Origin of the sequence: Acidovorax sp. K2F, from assembly GCF_025246485.1 — a bacterium.
GTDB classification, from domain to species: Bacteria; Pseudomonadota; Gammaproteobacteria; order Burkholderiales; family Burkholderiaceae_C; genus Acidovorax; species Acidovorax delafieldii.
Genome location: NZ_JAOBSQ010000059.1, coordinates 119,746 through 135,677, shown reverse-complemented (window position 1 = coordinate 135,677; position 15,932 = coordinate 119,746). Strand labels below are relative to the sequence as shown.

At 67.3% G+C, this 15,932-nt stretch carries 11 protein-coding genes; 5 read left to right on the top strand and 6 right to left on the bottom strand.

Annotated elements, in window-relative coordinates; all coding sequences use genetic code 11:
• Positions 1 to 60: 60 nt before the first annotated feature.
• The 3 genes from N4G42_RS23395 to glnE form a co-directional block, all read right to left on the bottom strand.
• Complete coding sequence (locus tag N4G42_RS23395; RefSeq protein WP_260668899.1) at positions 61 to 1,443, bottom strand: efflux transporter outer membrane subunit; 1,383 nt, start codon at positions 1,441 to 1,443, stop codon at positions 61 to 63.
• 7 nt (positions 1,444 to 1,450) lie between these two features.
• Positions 1,451 to 2,134 (bottom strand): CerR family C-terminal domain-containing protein, encoded by a 684-nt coding sequence (locus tag N4G42_RS23390; protein WP_260668898.1) that lies wholly within the window; start codon positions 2,132 to 2,134, stop codon positions 1,451 to 1,453.
• Positions 2,135 to 2,391: 257 nt separating this feature from the next.
• Positions 2,392 to 5,157 carry a bifunctional [glutamate--ammonia ligase]-adenylyl-L-tyrosine phosphorylase/[glutamate--ammonia-ligase] adenylyltransferase gene (glnE, locus tag N4G42_RS23385; protein ID WP_146870591.1) on the bottom strand — a complete coding sequence of 922 codons (2,766 nt, stop codon included), beginning with the start codon at positions 5,155 to 5,157 and terminating at the stop codon, positions 2,392 to 2,394.
• Positions 5,158 to 5,300: 143 nt separating this feature from the next.
• On the opposite strand from glnE, the gene N4G42_RS23380 reads away from it, so the two are divergent.
• The 4 genes from N4G42_RS23380 (at position 5,301) to N4G42_RS23365 (ending at position 13,030) form a co-directional block, all read left to right on the top strand.
• On the top strand, positions 5,301 to 9,458 hold the full coding sequence (locus N4G42_RS23380; protein WP_260668897.1) for a YhdP family protein: 4,158 nt from the start codon (positions 5,301 to 5,303) through the stop codon (positions 9,456 to 9,458).
• Entirely contained in the window at positions 9,455 to 10,270 is an 816-nt protein-coding gene (locus tag N4G42_RS23375; RefSeq protein ID WP_260668896.1) for a carbon-nitrogen hydrolase family protein, read from the top strand. The genes N4G42_RS23380 and N4G42_RS23375 overlap by 4 nt, the downstream gene beginning before the upstream one ends.
• On the top strand, positions 10,267 to 12,315 hold the full coding sequence (locus N4G42_RS23370) for a two-component system sensor histidine kinase NtrB (RefSeq protein WP_260668895.1): 2,049 nt from the start codon (positions 10,267 to 10,269) through the stop codon (positions 12,313 to 12,315). Before N4G42_RS23375 ends, N4G42_RS23370 begins: the two co-directional genes overlap by 4 nt.
• 85 nt (positions 12,316 to 12,400) lie before the next feature.
• Positions 12,401 to 13,030, top strand: coding sequence for a response regulator transcription factor (locus N4G42_RS23365; protein WP_056067854.1), 630 nt, complete (start codon positions 12,401 to 12,403; stop codon positions 13,028 to 13,030).
• A 36-nt stretch (positions 13,031 to 13,066) separates the two neighbouring features.
• On the opposite strand, the gene N4G42_RS23360 is transcribed toward N4G42_RS23365, so the two are convergent.
• Entirely contained in the window at positions 13,067 to 13,717 is a 651-nt protein-coding gene (locus N4G42_RS23360; RefSeq protein ID WP_056067856.1) for an OmpA family protein, read from the bottom strand.
• 197 nt (positions 13,718 to 13,914) lie between these two features.
• On the bottom strand, positions 13,915 to 14,058 hold the full coding sequence (locus tag N4G42_RS23355) for a hypothetical protein (protein ID WP_199227826.1): 144 nt from the start codon (positions 14,056 to 14,058) through the stop codon (positions 13,915 to 13,917).
• Between N4G42_RS23355 and N4G42_RS23350 the strand changes: the two genes are divergently transcribed.
• A complete protein-coding gene (locus N4G42_RS23350) occupies positions 13,991 to 15,214 on the top strand; it encodes a murein transglycosylase A (protein WP_082522582.1) in 1,224 nt (407 codons plus the stop codon). The genes N4G42_RS23355 and N4G42_RS23350 overlap by 68 nt on opposite strands.
• Before the next feature lie 73 nt (positions 15,215 to 15,287).
• On the opposite strand, the gene N4G42_RS23345 is transcribed toward N4G42_RS23350, so the two are convergent.
• Complete coding sequence (locus N4G42_RS23345; protein WP_056067858.1) at positions 15,288 to 15,773, bottom strand: Lrp/AsnC family transcriptional regulator; 486 nt, start codon at positions 15,771 to 15,773, stop codon at positions 15,288 to 15,290.
• Between the last annotated feature and the right edge of the window lie 159 nt (positions 15,774 to 15,932).

Here is a 15,932-nt window from a genome sequence, read left to right as displayed (position 1 = left end):
GGTGAAGAGCGGCCGCCTCCGGCGGACGCACCGAGGCGCAAAGCGCCTCAGGGGGGTGTCTCATAGCTTCCATCCACCACCGGCGGCGCGGTACAGCGCAATCCAGGCGGTCTGGCGTTCGTGCTGCAGCGCGACCAGCGCGTTCTCGGCGGCCAGTGCTGTGCGCCGGGCATCTTCCAGCTCCACCAGACTGGCCAGGCCACCACGCCAGCGCGCCTCGGTCGCGTCGAACGATGCGCGGTAGCCCTCGGCGGCAGTGCGCGCGCTGGCACTGCGCTCGGCCGTGCTTTGCAGGCGCACCAGGGCTTGCTCGACCTCGCTCACGGCCTGGCGCACCTTGGCGCGGTACTGCGACGCGGCCTCGTCGTAGCGGGCCTGCGCCGCATCGGTCTGCGCGGCGCGGCGGCCCCCGTCAAAGATCGGCACGCTGAGCGCCAGCGGGCCGATGGTCCAGGTGTTCAGGTCGGTGGTCACGCCCCCCGTGCGCACCTGGGCCGCACCCACACTGCCGCTGAGGGTCAGACGTGGGTAGCGCTGGGCCTGGGCGCTGGCGACGTCCGCACTGGCGGCAGCCACTTCGCGCTCGGCGTTGTACACGTCGGGGCGCTGGGTCAGCACCTGGGCGGGCAGTGCGTCAATGGTGAACAAAGCGTCCGGGGCCGCAGCCACCGGCTGGGCCAGCCGGGCGCGCAGCGTGGGTTCTTCCCGGCCGGTGAGCGCCACCAGGGCCTTGACCTCTACATCGCATTGCATGCGTTGCTGTGAGGCGCGGGCCTGGGCCTCGGCGGCGCTGGCGCGTGCCAGTGCGGCCGTGGCGGGCGCAGTAAAGCCCGCACGTTCACTCAGCTGCGACAGGCGGGACGTTTCGCTACGGGACTGCGCATCGCGCTCGGCCACCTGTTGCTGGGCCAGGCAGGTGCGGATGCTGCTGGTCTGCTGCGCCACCTCGGCTGCCACGCTCACGCGCGCCTCGTGCCACAGGGCCTGCGCGCCGGCCAGCCGCTCATCGGCAGCGGTTTTGGCGGCGCGGTTGGCGCCAAACAGGTCCAGCTCCCAGCTGGCCTGCAGCCCCGCCTGCGAGGTGGTCGCCACGCGCGCCAGCTGGTCATTGAAGCCCCGGCTGGCGCTGGCCTGTGCGTCGAGTGAAGGCAGCAACGCCGCCCGGCTGCCCACCTGCGTGGCGCGGGCCTGCGCAATGCGCGACTGGGCCTGCGCGATGCCCGGGCTCACGGCCTGGGCGGCGTCGATCAGCTCGACCAGCAGCGGGTCTTGCAGCTGGGTCCACCAGCGGGCCATGCCCGTGAGGGAGCCCTGGTGCGGCAGGGGTGCGTTCCAGGCCGCAGGTGCGGGTGCCGATACCTGCGCAGGTGGTGCGGTGGTGGAGCAGGCCACCAGTGGCAGGACCAGCGCCAGCCACAGGGGTTTGTGTGAGATCAGTCGCATGTGCAAGTCACTCTGGGGTACGGGGAGAGGAGGTTTTTTTGGCGGGGGCGGCCGCTCGGGCCGTAGCGCGGCGCCGGCGTTCCCCGTCCACCATGAACTGGGCAAAGTCCACCAGCCGCGATGTGGTGGCGGCCAGCCCCCGCGGCGTGGCGGTGAGGCCGGGGCGCACCGCCTGCACCACGTCGCGGCCCACGTAGTACTGCAGCGCCAGGGCGGTGATGGCCATGGCCAGGCGGTGCACATCGTCATCGGCAGTTTTCAGGCCGAACTCCTTGCACAGCAGGCCGACGAGCGCGGCGTGGGCGGGCTTGATCTCGCACTCCAGCTCCTGCTGCCACAGCCCGGTGGGGTCCAGCATTTCGCGAAAGTGCAGGCGCATGCACAGCTCGACCAGATCACCTTCGTGCAGGGGCTGCATGAAGCTCTGGATCAGCAGCTCGATGAACGCAGGCAAGGTGTCCGGCCAGGCATCCACGGCGATGGGGCTGCCCATGGGTTCGGTGAACGCCGCGCGGTACAGCCCGTTCTTGTCGCCAAAGTAGTAGCTGATGGAGGCCGGGTTGACACCCGCCACCTGGGCAATGTCGCGGATGGACGCCTTGGCAAAGCCGTTTTCGGCAAAGAGGCGCAAGGCGGCGTGTAGCAGCCGCGCGCGGGCCTGTGCGCCTTCCGTGGGCGGTGGGGGGGGCATGGAAGACCGGGGGGGCTTGGGGGCTGAATCTGGCATGGAGCCGGATTACAGCACTATTTAATCAAACGATTGATTAAATTTTTGTTTCAAAAAATATCGCGGGTGTTTCGGCCGTGTTTCTGCCAGGGATGACCTGTTGGTTGCAGCGAGGGACGGGCAGATGGGATGGAGGTTTTGCACCCTCCCAATATATGGCGGGGAGGGGAAAGGCGACCCCTCCAGAAGTCGGCCTTCCCTTGCGCAGTGCGCCCGGCCGATCAGGCCGATGGGGCGGCGGAGCCGAAGACCGCCGACCACAGCGCCAGCACGGCATCGCGTTCGGCCTGCAGTGCGGGTGGCGTGACCTGGGTGGGCGCCTCGTCCAGCCGCGCCACGTGCTGTACCCGGCGCAGTTCGCGGTAGGCGTCGGCGGCTGCGTGGCCCACGCCTGGGGGCAGCAGGCCCACTTGCTCGGCCCGCTGCAGCAGTGCAATGTTGCCCAGGTTGCCACGCAATTCGGGGTGGGCGGCAGACTGCGAGAGCACCAGGTACTGCACGGCAAATTCGGCGTCCACCATGCCGCCCGGGCTGTGCTTCACGTCGAAGCGACCGGCGGGCGTGGGGTGGGCTGAGCGCACCCGCTCGCGCATGGTCACGATCTCGCCCCTCAACGCCAGCGGGTCGCGGGCAGAGGTGATGACGGCCTCGCGCACAGCGTCAAAGCGCTCGCGCAAGGCCTCGCTGCCCATCACGAACCGCGCACGTGTCATGGCCTGATGCTCCCAGGTCCAGGCGGTGTTGCTGCCGCGTTGCTGCTGGTAGTTGGCGTAGGCCTCGAAGCTCGTCACCAGCAGGCCCGAGTTGCCGTTGGGCCGCAGGGCCGTGTCGATCTCATACAGGTCGCCCTCGCCCGTCTTGACGGTGAGCCAGTTGATGAGCTTGCGCACAAAGGCCGCGTACACCTCGGGGGCGCGTTCGTCATCGTCATCAAATACAAAGACGATGTCCAGATCGCTGCCGTAGCCCAGCTCCTTGCCGCCCAACTTGCCGTAGCCAATGATGGCGAACTGGGGCTCGTCGCGGTGGCGGTTCTTGAGGCGGCTCCAGCACCACTGGCTGGTGATGCGCAGCACGCTGTCGGCCAGCGCGCTCAGGTCGTCGGCCACCTGCTCGACGGTGATGCGGCGCTCCACATCGCGCGCCAGGGTGCGGAAGGTTTCGGCATGTTGCGCACGGCGCAGCAGGTTGAGCAGGGTTTCGTCGTCGTCCTCGCCGGTAGAGCGCAGCGACGCCAGGCGCATGCCCAGCTCGCGTTCAAAGTCGGCCACCACAAAACGTTCGGACAACAGTGCATCGCCCACCAGCTCGTCGATCACACCGGGGTGCTGCAGCAGGTAACGCGCGGGCCACTTGGCTGCGCCCAGCAGGTGCAGCAGCTGCTCGTGCACCGAGGGCCGCTCCAGCAGCAGCGCCAGGTAGCTTTCGCGCCGCAGCAGCGGCTCCAGCCAGTTGGCCAGGCGCACGGTGGCCTCTTCGGTGACGCGTCCTTCCTTGAGCCACTGGGCCGTGCGCTGCACCAGGCGGAACAGGCGGGCCCGCGCCTCGTCACGGAGTCCGGCCACGCGTGGGTGGTTGCGCCACTCAGCCACACGCTCGCGAAAGCCCGGTGGCAGTTGCTCCAGCAGGCCTTCCAGCTCTGGAGGCGGCGGTGCCGCCGCCCGGGGGCCACCACAGCCACCGCCACTGCATTGTTTTTTGCCGTTGCCACCCAGCAGGGTGTCGAACTCCTGGGCAACCAGCTCGCGGTGTGCGTCCAGCTCGTGCAGGAAGGCGCAGCAGTCCTTGTAGCCCAGGGTGCTGGCGATCCAGGCCAGGTCATCGTCGCGTGTGGGCAGCACGTGGGTCTGCTGGTCGTCCAGGTACTGGATGCGGTGCTCCACACGTCGCAGGAACACATAGGCCCGGGCCAGCGCGTCGGCGGTTTCCTGCGGCATCAGGCCCGCATGGGCCAGGCGCTGCAGCGCATCGAGCGTGGGGCGGCGGCGCAGCTCGGGGAACTGCCCGCCGCGCACCACCTGCAGCAGCTGTACGGTGAATTCGATCTCGCGGATGCCGCCGCGCGAGAGCTTGACGTCGTTGGCACGCTCGGGGTGCCCGGCGCTGCGTTTGGACGCATGGTCCCGGATCTGGCTGTGCAGCGAGCGCAGCGCATCGAACACGCTGTAGTCCAGGTAACGGCGAAACACAAACGGCAGCACCACGCCGCGCAGGGCTTGCACCTCGGGGCGGCCGATGCACTCGCGGGGGGCCACCACGCGGCTTTTGAGCCAGGCAAAACGCTCCCATTCGCGGCCCTGCACCTGCAGGTATTCCTCCAGCGCGGCCAGGGACACCGATGCGGGGCCCGAGTTGCCGTTGGGCCGCAGGGCCAGGTCCACCCGGAAGACAAAGCCATGCTCGGTGGTGTCGCCCACCAGGCTGTAGATGGCCTTGACGGCGCGCGCAAAGTATTCGTGGTTGGAGATGCGGCCACGGCCATCGGGCATGCCGGCGGTTTCGCCATCGTGCTCATACACATAGATGAGGTCGATGTCGCTCGAGACATTGAGCTCCCGGGCGCCCAGTTTGCCCATGCCAATGATCCACAGCTGCACGGGCTGGCCCTGTGGGCCGCGCGGTGCGCCATGGCGTTCGTCTAGCTCGCGGCGGGCCTGCTGGCAGGCGCGGTCCAGGGCCAGCTCGGCCAGTTCGGTCACGGCCCGGGTGATGTCGGCCAGCGGTGTCTGCGCTTCGCAGTCCAGCTGGATCAGCCGCTCCATGACCAGCTGGCGCAGCACCCGCAGCGCGGTCCCGGTGTCGCAGCCACGCGCGCACAGAGCGTCGTAGGCCTGCTCCATGGTCGCCAACACCGGGACGCCCGGGGGCAGCAGGGGCAGGTCGTTGGCGTAGCGGCGGTGCAGGCGCTGGTAGAAGCGGGAATGCTCGGCCAGAGGGCCCTCGGGCAGGGGCTGGTGGCAGCGGGGGTCAGACAGAGAAGGATGCATGGCAGCCACAGCCGGATGTTGGACGGTAAGCGGGGTGCTGGTCTGCGGGCCCGACGGCATACAAAAGCTCACTGGGCACTCGGGTCACGAGTGAACCCACGCCAGGGCTGCGGGTCATAATTCCTGCCACTTTCCATCTCACCATGATCGATCCCACCTCGCACCCCTCACGCCTGCTGAAAATAGTCGCAGGTTTTGCACGGTGGTCGCTGGGCTTGTTGCTCGCCTTCTGGCTGTTGCTGACCATCGCATGGGGGGCTCTTCATGGCTGGATTGTGCCGCGAATCGGTGATTTCCGCCCACAGTTGCAGGCGCAGGCCGCACGGGTATTGGGGGTTCCCGTGCAGATCGGCGCCATCGTGGCCCGCACCGAGGGGCTGATCCCGTCCATCGAGCTGTCTGATGTCGCGCTGCTGGATGCCTCGGGCCGCACTGCGTTGCGCCTGCCCCGGGTGGTGGTGGCGCTGTCACCCCGTTCGTTGCTGCAGTGGGGGTTCGAGCAGCTTTACATCGAAGGCCCCGACCTGGATGTGCGCCGGGCGAGTGACGGACGCATCTATGTGGCGGGGCTGGAGTTTGCCCAGAACCAGGGCGACAGCAGCGCGGCGGCCGACTGGTTGTTCTCGCAGGGCGAGGTCTACATCAAGGACGGCACGGTGCGTTGGACCGATGAGCAGCGCGGCGCCCCCGAGCTGGCGCTGGAAAAGGTGGACCTGGTTTTGCGCAACGGCAACTGGCGCCACATCCTCCGGGTGGATGCCACGCCGCCGCCGGAATGGGGGGACCGTTTCAGCCTGGTGGGTTTGTTTCGCGCGCCGCTGCTGCGCGCCCGCGATGGCAACTGGAAGCACTGGAACGGTCAGGTGTTTGCGCACTTCACGCGGGTCGATGTGTCGCATCTGCGGCACCACGCCGATGTGGGCATCGAGGTGGCCCAGGGCCGGGGCGCGTTGCGGGTCTGGGCAGATGTGCGCAGCGGCCAAGTGGTGGGGGGCACGGCCGACCTGGCGCTGGCCGATGTGAACACCACGCTGGCCGCCGATCTGCGCCCGCTGGTTCTTCCTTCCATCCAGGGCCGGCTGGGGGGGCGGAGGCTCACCGGCGGCTTTGAGTTCTCGACGCAGGCGCTGCAGTTCCAGACCGATGACGGTCTGACCTGGCCCGGCGGCAACTTGCGGCTGGTGCACACCGATGCCAACGGCAAGGCCCCGGCGCAAGGCGAGTTGCGGGCTGACCGGCTGGACCTGGCGGCCCTGGCGCAGGTGGCCAGCCGCCTTCCGCTGGGGACGGTCGCCCACGACGCCTTGCGCTCTTACACGCCCCAAGGGCTGGTGGAAGAGATCCAGGCCACCTGGAAGGGACCTCTGGATGCGTTGCAGCAGTACCAGGTCAAGGGGCGTATCCAGGGGCTGGCACTGGCGGGTGCCACGGATGGCTCGGCCCCCGCCCACCTGGGTCTGCGTGGCGCCAATGTGGACATCGACATGAACCAGGCAGGGGGCAAGGCGGCACTGACCATGGCGTCAGGTGCGCTGGTGCTGCCAGGGGTGTTCGAGGAACCCGTCCTGCCGCTGGACCGGCTCAGTGCCGACGTGCGCTGGCAGCTGGATGGCAGCCGTATTGCCGTGCAGGCCAATGATGTGCAGTTCGCCAACGCCGATGCGCAGGGCGATGCCCGTGCCACCTGGCACACCAGCGACGCATCCAAGGCGCCCCACCGGTCGCGCTTTCCGGGGGTGCTGGACCTCACCGGCACGCTGCACCGTGCCGACGGCACCCGGGTGCACCGCTACCTGCCCCTGTCCATTCCTGCCGATTCGCGTCACTATGTGCGCGACGCGGTGGTCGCCGGCAGCGCCAGCAATGTGCAGTTCCGCGTCAAGGGCGATCTGCACGACCTGCCCTTCAATGATCCCAAGCAGGGCGAATTCCGCATTGCGGCGCGCGTCAAGGACGTGACCTATGCCTACGTTCCTACTGCGCTGCAGCCTGCAGGCACCCTGCCCTGGCCTGCGTTGACTGACCTCGGCGGCGAGCTGATTTTTGAGCGTTCGTCCATGCAGGTGCGCGGCGCCAGCGGCGGCTTTGCAGGCAGCAAGGGCCTGCGGCTGTCCAAGGTCGATGCCCGCATTCCAGACCTGGCGCACACCGTGGTGGGCGTGAGCGCCGATGCACGCGGCCCGCTGGCAGAGCTGCTCACGCTCATGACCACATCACCGCTGGGCCGTATGACGGGCAATGCACTGGAGCAGGCCAGCGGCACGGGCAATGCCGACTTTCAGTTGCGACTGAGCTTGCCCATCAGCGACATCAACAAATCCAAGGTGCAGGGCAGCGTCACGTTGGCTGGCAATGAGCTGCGCATCACCCCCGACACCCCGGCGCTCACCCGCGTTCGGGGCGCCGTGCAGTTCAGCGAGACCGGGTTTTCGCTGTCCAATGTGCAGGCCCAGGCGCTGGGCGGCCCCGTGCGGCTGGAAGGCGGCATGCGTGCGCTGGCGGCCAATGCCCCGGCCACCGAGTCGGCGGTGCAGATCCGCGCGCAGGGCACCGCCACGGCCGAAGGTCTGCAGCAAACCCCGCAGCTGGGCATGTTGTCGCAACTGGCGCGGCGTGCCACCGGCAGCGCACCGTACACGCTGGCCCTGTCGTTTCGCCGCGGGGTGCCCGAGCTGCAGGTCAACACCAGCCTGCAGGGCCTGGCCTTGGCCTTGCCGCCCCCGCTGGGCAAGACGGCGGACAGCAGCCTGCCCCTGCGCTTTGACAACCAGGTGGCGCGCGAATCACTGGTGGGCTTGGCGAGCAGCAACGGCAACGGGAGCAGTGCCCCCCCGTTGCGGGATCAGATCGTGCTGGACCTGGGATCACTTGGCTTCGCCACCTACCTGCGCGACCTGAGCGGCCCCCAGCCGCGCGTGCTGCGCGGCGCCATCGGTGTGGGTCTGAGCAACGGCGAGTCCGCCCCGATGCCTGCGCAAGGCGTGGCTGCCAACATCAACCAGGGCAAGCTGGATGTGGACGCCTGGGATGAGGTGCTCACCCGGGCCACTGCCGCCGAGCCCGCCCCCCGGGGTGCCGCAGTGGCGACCACGCCTGCCGGGCAGGCCGTGGCACAGGACTATCTGCCCACCACCCTGGCGCTGCGCGCGCGCGAGCTCACGTTGCAAGGCCGCACGCTGCACAACGTGGTGGCAGGTGCGCTGCGCGACGGCTCCACCTGGCGTGCCAACCTCGATGCCACCGAACTCAATGGCTACCTGGAGTACCGCCAGCCCGGATCGCCCGACTTCAGCAACGGCCGTTTGTTTGCCCGGCTGTCGCGTGTGAACATGCCGCAAAGCGACGTGACCCAGGTCGAAGAACTGCTCAACGAGCAACCGGGCAACCTGCCTGCGCTGGACATCGTCGTGGAGGATTTCGAGCTGCGTGGCAAGCGGCTGGGACGGGTGGAGATGGAGGCCCAGAACCGGGGCGGCGAGGGGGTGCAGCGCGAATGGCGCCTGTCCAAGTTCAATATCACGGCGCCCGAAGCAGCTTTCACTGCCAACGGCAACTGGGCGGTGCTCAATGCGGCCTCTGCAGGCCCCCGTTCGGCCGAGCGGCGCACCGTGCTCAGCTTCAAGCTCGATATCCGCGACTCGGGCGATCTGCTGGCCCGCCTGGGCATGGCCAACGTGGTGCGGCGCGGCAAGGGCCGCATGGAAGGGCAGGTGGGCTGGATTGGCGCTCCCTTCAGCCCCGATTACCGCAGCATGACCGGGCAGATCAACCTGAATGTCGAATCCGGCCAGTTTCTGAAGGCTGATCCTGGTCTGGCCAAGCTGCTGGGCGTGCTCAGTCTGCAATCATTGCCGCGCCGCTTGACACTGGATTTTCGCGATGTGTTCAGTGAAGGTTTTGCGTTTGATTTTGTGCGCGGTGATGTACGCATCGAGCGCGGTGTGGCCACCACCAACAACCTGCAGATGAAGGGCGTCAATGCGGCCGTACTGATGGAAGGCAGCGCCAACATCGACCAGGAGACGCAGGACCTGCGTGTGGTGGTGGTGCCAGAGATCAACGCCATGACGGCGTCGCTTGTGGCCACGGCCATCAACCCGGTGATTGGCCTGGGCAGCTTTTTGGCACAGGTGTTTTTGCGCGGTCCGCTCATCGAGGCTGCCACGCAGGAATTCCGCATCGACGGCACCTGGGCCGACCCGCGGGTGGTGCGCGTGGCCCGCCGCGGGCGCGAATCGAGCCCTGCCACCGAGGCGACGCCCCGGGCCAACCCACCCCCCAAGACTGGAGAACCTTCATGAAAGTCGCCGCCATCCAGATGGTGTCTGGCATCGCGCTGGACGATAACCTGCGCGTTGCGCGCCAGCTGCTGGAACAGGCTGCGCAGGGCGGCGCTGAGTTGGCGGTGCTGCCGGAGTATTTTTGCCTGATGGGGCACAAGGACACTGACAAGCTCGCCTTGCGCGAGACCGCTGGTTCCGGCGTGATCCAGCAGTTTCTGGCCGATATCGCCCGCGCGCTTGAGATGTGGATCGTGGGCGGCACGCTGCCGATGGCCACGGGTACGCCGGACCGTGTGCGCAACACGACGCTGGTCTTCGACCCGACGGGTGCCTGTGTGGCGCGCTACGACAAGATCCATCTCTTTCGCTTCAGCAACGGCGCTGAACATTACGACGAAGGCCGTGTCATCGACGCCGGTGACACCCCGGTGCAGTTTGATCTGCAAGCGCGCAGCGGTCAGCGCTGGCGGGTGGGGTTGTCCGTGTGTTACGACCTGCGCTTTCCGGAGTTGTACCGCGCGCATGCCCGCGCAGGTGCGGACCTGCTGCTGGTGCCCAGCGCCTTCACGCACACCACGGGTCAGGCGCACTGGGAAGTGTTGCTGCGTGCCCGCGCGGTGGAAAACCTGGCCTATGTACTCGCCCCTGCCCAAGGCGGTGTGCACGCCAACGGCCGCCACACCTGGGGCCACAGCATGCTGGTGGACCCCTGGGGCAGCATCATCGCGCAGCGCGATCAAGGCGCTGGCGTGGTAGCCGGCGAGCTGGACGCGCAGCGCCTGAGTGCCGTGCGCGCTCAGCTGCCAGCATTGACCCACCGCGTCCTGTGAAGCCAACGCCCGTCAAACGCACCCTGCTGCAGCGCTGGCGCGGAGCCTGGCGTCGCTGGTCGTTATGGACGGCGCTGGTACTGCTCGTGGTGTCCATGCTTGCCACCATGGTGTGGCTTGCCGGGCGCTATGAAGCCAGCCAGGTGCAGACCCGTCTGGAGCGGGACACCGCCGATGCAGTCTCGGACATCCGCACCGCGCTGACGCACAACCTGCAAAGCCTGCAGGCACTCCCCAGCGACAACCCGAGCCATCTGGCCTGGGAGGTCGAGGCGTCTGACCTGCTGCGTAACCGGCGCGAGCTCGTGCGCATTGAGCTGCGCGATGCGAATCTGCGCATGCGCACCCACGTGCAGTCACCCTACCGCCCGGTGGCCTGGGACATGCGGCTGCGCGACAGTGGCCAGTCGGACCTCACTATCGCCTGTGCCAACGCGCGTCGCCTGGGGGGGCCAGCGTATTCCAGCAGCTACTTTCAGCCCCATGGTGACGGCCTGGGCTCGGAGATGATGGAGCTGTGTGTTCCGTTGTCTGCCAGCGGACGCACCATGGGGTATCTGGTCGCGACGTATGCGCTGCAGGACATCCTGGCCAATCTGGTGGGGCACAACCTCACGCGCAGCCAGGAAGCCTCCTTCACAGAGGCCGACGGCACCCGGCTGGCGGTGCTGGGAGCGGCGCGACGGGGGTCGCGCATGTTCTCGGCGCAGCATCTGCTGGACTTGCCAGGCAGTACATTGGTGCTGCGCATGGACAGCTGGCACAGTGCACCCAGCCTGTTCCCCAATGTGTTGACGGCCCTGGTCACGGCCATGTCGATTGCGCTGGTGACGGTGATGGTAGTGCTGGTGCGCGACAACCGCCGCCGCCTGCGTGCCGAGCGTGACCTGGCCGATGCGCTGGCCTTTCGCAAGGCGATGGAGGACTCGCTGGTGACCGGGCTTCGCGCGCGCGACCTGGAGGGGCGCATCACCTACGTCAACCCGGCCTTCTGCGAGATGGTGGGCTTCAGCCCGCAGGAGCTGCTGGGCCTGAGCATGTCGGCACCCTATTGGCCCCCCGAGCGTGTGGAGGAATACCGCCAGCGCCAGGCCATCCGTTTTGCCGGCACCATGCCGCCGCGCGAGGGGTTTGAGTCCGAGTTCATGCGCAAGGACGGCACGCGGTTTCCCGTACTGATCATCGAGGCCCCGCTCATCAATGCCCAAGGCCAGCACACCGGCTGGATGAGCGCGTTCCTGGACATCAGCGAACAGCGCCGGGTGGAGGAGCTGTCCCGCGCCTCGCAGGAGCGGCTGCAGGCCACTGCGCGGCTGGCCACGGTGGGCGAGATGGCTTCGTTGCTCAGCCATGAACTCAACCAGCCGCTGGCCGCCATCTCCAGCTACGCCAATGGTTCCATCAACCTGCTGGAACATGCCACTCCCGCCAGTGCGTCTGTCCCCGAGCCCGACGCGCTGGAGGATGTGCGCATGGCCATGCGCCAGATTGCCCGCCAGGCCGAGCGAGCGGGCCGAGTGATCAAAAGTGTTCACGACTTCGTCCGGCGCCGCGACCAAGCCCGTGAGGCAGTGCATGCGCAGCAATTGCTCGATGCCATCCTGCCGCTGGTGAGCCTGCAGGCCCGCAAACTGGGTGTGCGCGTCAACACATCGGTGGAGCAGAGCCTGGCGCCCGCGCTGTGTGACCGTACGATGGTGGAGCAGGTGTTGCTGAACCTGGCGCGCAATGCCATGCAGGCGATGGATGATCCCGGCGTGCGCAATCGCGTGCTGGATATCCGGGTGCGGCGTGCTGCCTCCAACCCGCATAACGGCTGGATTGAATTTGCTGTGACCGATGTGGGAACCGGGATTCCCCCCGAGGTCGCAGAAAAACTGTTCACCCCGTTTTTCACCACCCGCCCGGAGGGCATGGGCTTGGGGTTGAGCATGTGCCGCACCGTCATCGAACAACACGGCGGTTTTCTCGGATTTGCGCCGAATGAGCCCCGTGGTACGGTATTCACCTTCACGCTGCCCGTGAACAATGGAACCACCCCCTGAGGCAGTTACGGCGGCCAGCGCTGGGGCTTTGGCGCTTTCATCGTCTGCGCGTGACTGACATTGCAATGGACAACTGAACTGATCTATGGAGCCCATCACCAACGCCACCGTGTACATCGTGGACGATGACGCCAGCGTGCGCGAGGCGCTGGCCTGGCTGCTGCGCTCGCGCAGGCTGCCCAGCGAGTCCTTTGATTCGGCCGAAGCCTTCGATGCCATGCTGCAAAAGCGCCCCCCCCAACGCCAGCCCTGTTGCCTGCTGCTGGATGTGCGTATGCCTGGCATGAGCGGGCTGGCACTGTTTGACGTGTTGGCCGCGCGGGGCGACCTGGCCACCATGCCGGTGATCTTTCTCACTGGCCATGCGGACGTGCCCACCGCCGTGGACACCGTCAAGCGGGGGGCCTTTGATTTTTGCGAGAAGCCGTTTTCCGACAACGCGCTGGTGGACCGCATCGAGCAGGCACTCGCCCAATCGGCCGAGCGGCTGGCCCAGGTGCGCGAACGCAGTGACTTGCAGGTGCGGCTGAGCGAACTGACCGAGCGGGAGCGTGATGTGATGGACCTGGTGGTGGCCGGTCTTCCCAACAAGCTCATCGCTGACCAGCTCGACATCAGCGTGCGCACGGTCGAGGTTCACCGCTCACGGGTGTTCGACAAGATGCAGGTCAAGTCCGCTGTGGAGTTGGCCAACCTGCTGCGCACGGGTAACTGAGCCCACCTTCTGGCGGGGAGTTCGCAGTCCGGGCGATCAGCCCCGCGGTCGTTCGCCCACAAAAATCTCGACCCGCCGGTTGCGCGCACGGCCCTCGGCGGTATCGTTGGTAGCGATGGGGTAACGCTCGCCCATGCCTTCGATCACGATGCGGCGGCCATCCACACCGCGCGCTGTCAGGTAGCTGCGGGTGCTTGCGGCGCGGTCCATCGACAGGGGGTTGTTGGTGGCATCGCTGCCTGTGCTGTCGGTGTGCCCCACGATGCGTACGTCAGTGTTCGGGTTGTTGCGCAGGCCTGCGGCAAACTGGTCCAGGACCGGCGCGAAGTTGGGCTGGATGTCCGAGCGGCCTACGGCAAACGAGATGTCGCTGGGGATATTGAGCTTGAGCTGGTTGTCAGCCGTTTGGGTCACGGCGATACCGGTGCCCTGGGTGGCTTGTTCCATCTCGCGCTTCTGGCGCTCCATGTTTTGCGACCAGATGTAGGTGCCCAGTGCCCCGACACCGGCCCCCACCACGGCGCCGGTCCCGGCGCTGCCGCCGGTCGCGGAGCCGATGACCGCGCCTGCCAGCGCCCCAATGCCAGCTCCGGTGGCTGTACGGCGCTGGGTGTCATCCATGCTGGCGCATCCGGTGACCAGAACGATGGCGGCGGCAGCGCCGAGAATTTGAATGTGTGTGCGCATGTGTGTGCTCCTTGAAAAGCGGTGGCGCTGGGTGGGCGGGCCTTGCACCCGCCGCGCTGTCGGAGCGTTATCGCGTCCCATGCAGTGGCATCACCCAGCTCACGCCATCGTGGGGCCCGCGATGAAGCGGTGCCATCGGCGCGCTGGCCCATCGGTTGTAGGACAGGGCCGTCCCTGGGGCGCAACTCACTGCCCGTTCAAGGCGATGGCGGATGCTTGTCGCTGTCGGCGGGCGGTGGGGCCTTCAGTTCTCCTCCCTTGCGGCCCGAGAACATGGTCCACCACACGATAGCCACCAGTACCACCAGCGCCAGCAGCGCTTCAAGCAAAATCAGCCCCATGAAATTGACACTCCTGCGCGTTGCGTTGACCGCGCTGATTGTAGGAACGCTGGCCGCCTGCTCCACGCCCCCTGCCCCAGTCCCCGCACGCCCTGGGGGCACTCCTGCGCCGCTGCCGCCCAGTGCGGTGGTGCTGCCGGGCGACACCGGCCCGCTGCCATCGCCCATGGCGCAGCCCAAAAGCCGCTGGATTCCCGTGCGCTGGGCCGAGCTGCCGGGCTTTACCGAAGACGCGCTGCACGAAGCCTGGAACGCGTGGATCAAGAGCTGCGAGCGGCCCCAGCCGCCCTTCACTGCGCTGTGCAGCGAGGTACGGCAGCTGAGCATTGCCACGGCCGATGAGCAGCGTGCCTGGCTCATCGCACGCTTGCAGCCCTACCGCGTCGAGGCCACTGACGGCAACGCCGATGGCCTGCTGACGGCCTACTATGAACCCATGATGGACGCGGCACGCCAGCCCGGCAATGGTTTCACAGTGCCAATCTATCGGGTACCCGCCAGCCTCGGGGCGCGCAAGCCCTGGTACACCCGCCAGCAGATTGACACCCTGCCGGAGGCCCAGGCCGCGCTCGCGGGTCGGGCCATTGCGTGGCTGCGTGATCCCATCGAGTCCATGGTGTTGCACATCCAGGGGTCAGGCCGTCTGCGCATCACCGAGCCGGATGGCTCGGTCTCGCTGGTGCGGGTGGCCTACGCAGGCACCAATGACCAGCCCTACCAGAGCGTGGGCCGCTGGCTGCTGGACCAGGGCCTGACGCGCGATGCGACCTGGCCGGGCATCCGCGCCTGGGTGGCCGCGAACCCCCAGCGCACCAATGAGCTGTTGTGGAGCAACCCGCGCTATGTGTTCTTCCGCGAAGAGCCTTTGAGCCCGCTGGACGCCGGGTTTGGCCCGCGTGGTGCGCAGGGCGTGCCCCTGACGCCGGGCCGATCGATTGCAGTGGACCGGCAGAGCATTCCCTACGGCACACCCGTGTGGCTGGCTTCGTCCGGCCCGCAGGTGCAGCTCAACCGCCTGGTGCTCGCACAGGACACGGGCAGCGCCATCCTCGGTGCAGTGCGCGCGGACTATTTCACGGGTTGGGGGCCAGAGGCGGGTGACATTGCGGGCCGGCTCAAGCAGAACTTGCGCCTTTGGGCGCTGTGGCCGCGCTGAGGCGCTCATGAAATGAGGCGTGGCCCCAATCTGCCCTGCCTTTTGGAGCCAGCAGAGCCAGGGCGGCGCGCCTTCAAGCCCGTGTGCGTGTGAGGTGTGTCAGCGGCAGCGCCCCGCTGGCCTTCACCTCACCCAGCGAGAAGCTGGTGTGCATGTCTTTCACGTTGGGCAGGTTCAGCAGCACGTCACGCGCAAACTGCGAGAAGCTGTCCAGATCCCGCGCCACCACCTGCAGCTCGAAGGTGCCGGTGCCGCTGATGTAGTGGCACGACACCACTTCCGGAATCTGTCGGATGGCTTCCTCCATCTTGCGCGTGAGGTTGCCCGTGCTGCGGTCCGCATCCAGCCGCACGAAGGCCAGTACCCCGAGGCCGATCTTGTGCCGGTCGATCTCTGCGCGGTAGCCCTTGATGAAGCCTTGCTCCTCCAGCGCCCGCACGCGGCGCCAGCAGGGTGCGGCCGACAGGCCTACCCGCTGGGCCAGCTCGGCATTTGTCAGTCGGGCGTCAGCCTGCAGCTCGTTGAGGATGGCGATATCGAATTTGTCAAGAGTGTTCACAAAGTGGTCGAAAAGAGAAAGATCCTTTCTCAGAATAGCCTAAACACGGCACAGAACGCAAAGACATATCAGCGGCGCAGACATACACTTACCTGCACATTAGTGCCGTGGCCCTAAACGGGCCGCATGGTGCTGCCCCAGCGTGCCCACAAGGCGCGG

What these genes read in the sequence shown, in the direction of transcription:
- N4G42_RS23395 (WP_260668899.1), bottom strand. Translation starts at nt 1,443, where the DNA reads ATGCGACTGATCTCACACAAACCCCTGTGGCTGGCGCTGGTCCTGCCA.
- N4G42_RS23360 (WP_056067856.1), bottom strand. Translation starts at nt 13,717, where the DNA reads ATGCGCACACACATTCAAATTCTCGGCGCTGCCGCCGCCATCGTTCTG.
- glnE (WP_146870591.1), bottom strand. Translation starts at nt 5,157, where the DNA reads ATGCATCCTTCTCTGTCTGACCCCCGCTGCCACCAGCCCCTGCCCGAG.
- N4G42_RS23390 (WP_260668898.1), bottom strand. Translation starts at nt 2,134, where the DNA reads ATGCCCCCCCCACCGCCCACGGAAGGCGCACAGGCCCGCGCGCGGCTG.
- N4G42_RS23350 (WP_082522582.1), top strand. Translation starts at nt 13,991, where the DNA reads ATGGTCCACCACACGATAGCCACCAGTACCACCAGCGCCAGCAGCGCT.
- N4G42_RS23380 (WP_260668897.1), top strand. Translation starts at nt 5,301, where the DNA reads ATGATCGATCCCACCTCGCACCCCTCACGCCTGCTGAAAATAGTCGCA.
- N4G42_RS23375 (WP_260668896.1), top strand. Translation starts at nt 9,455, where the DNA reads ATGAAAGTCGCCGCCATCCAGATGGTGTCTGGCATCGCGCTGGACGAT.
- N4G42_RS23365 (WP_056067854.1), top strand. Translation starts at nt 12,401, where the DNA reads ATGGAGCCCATCACCAACGCCACCGTGTACATCGTGGACGATGACGCC.
- N4G42_RS23355 (WP_199227826.1), bottom strand. Translation starts at nt 14,058, where the DNA reads ATGGGGCTGATTTTGCTTGAAGCGCTGCTGGCGCTGGTGGTACTGGTG.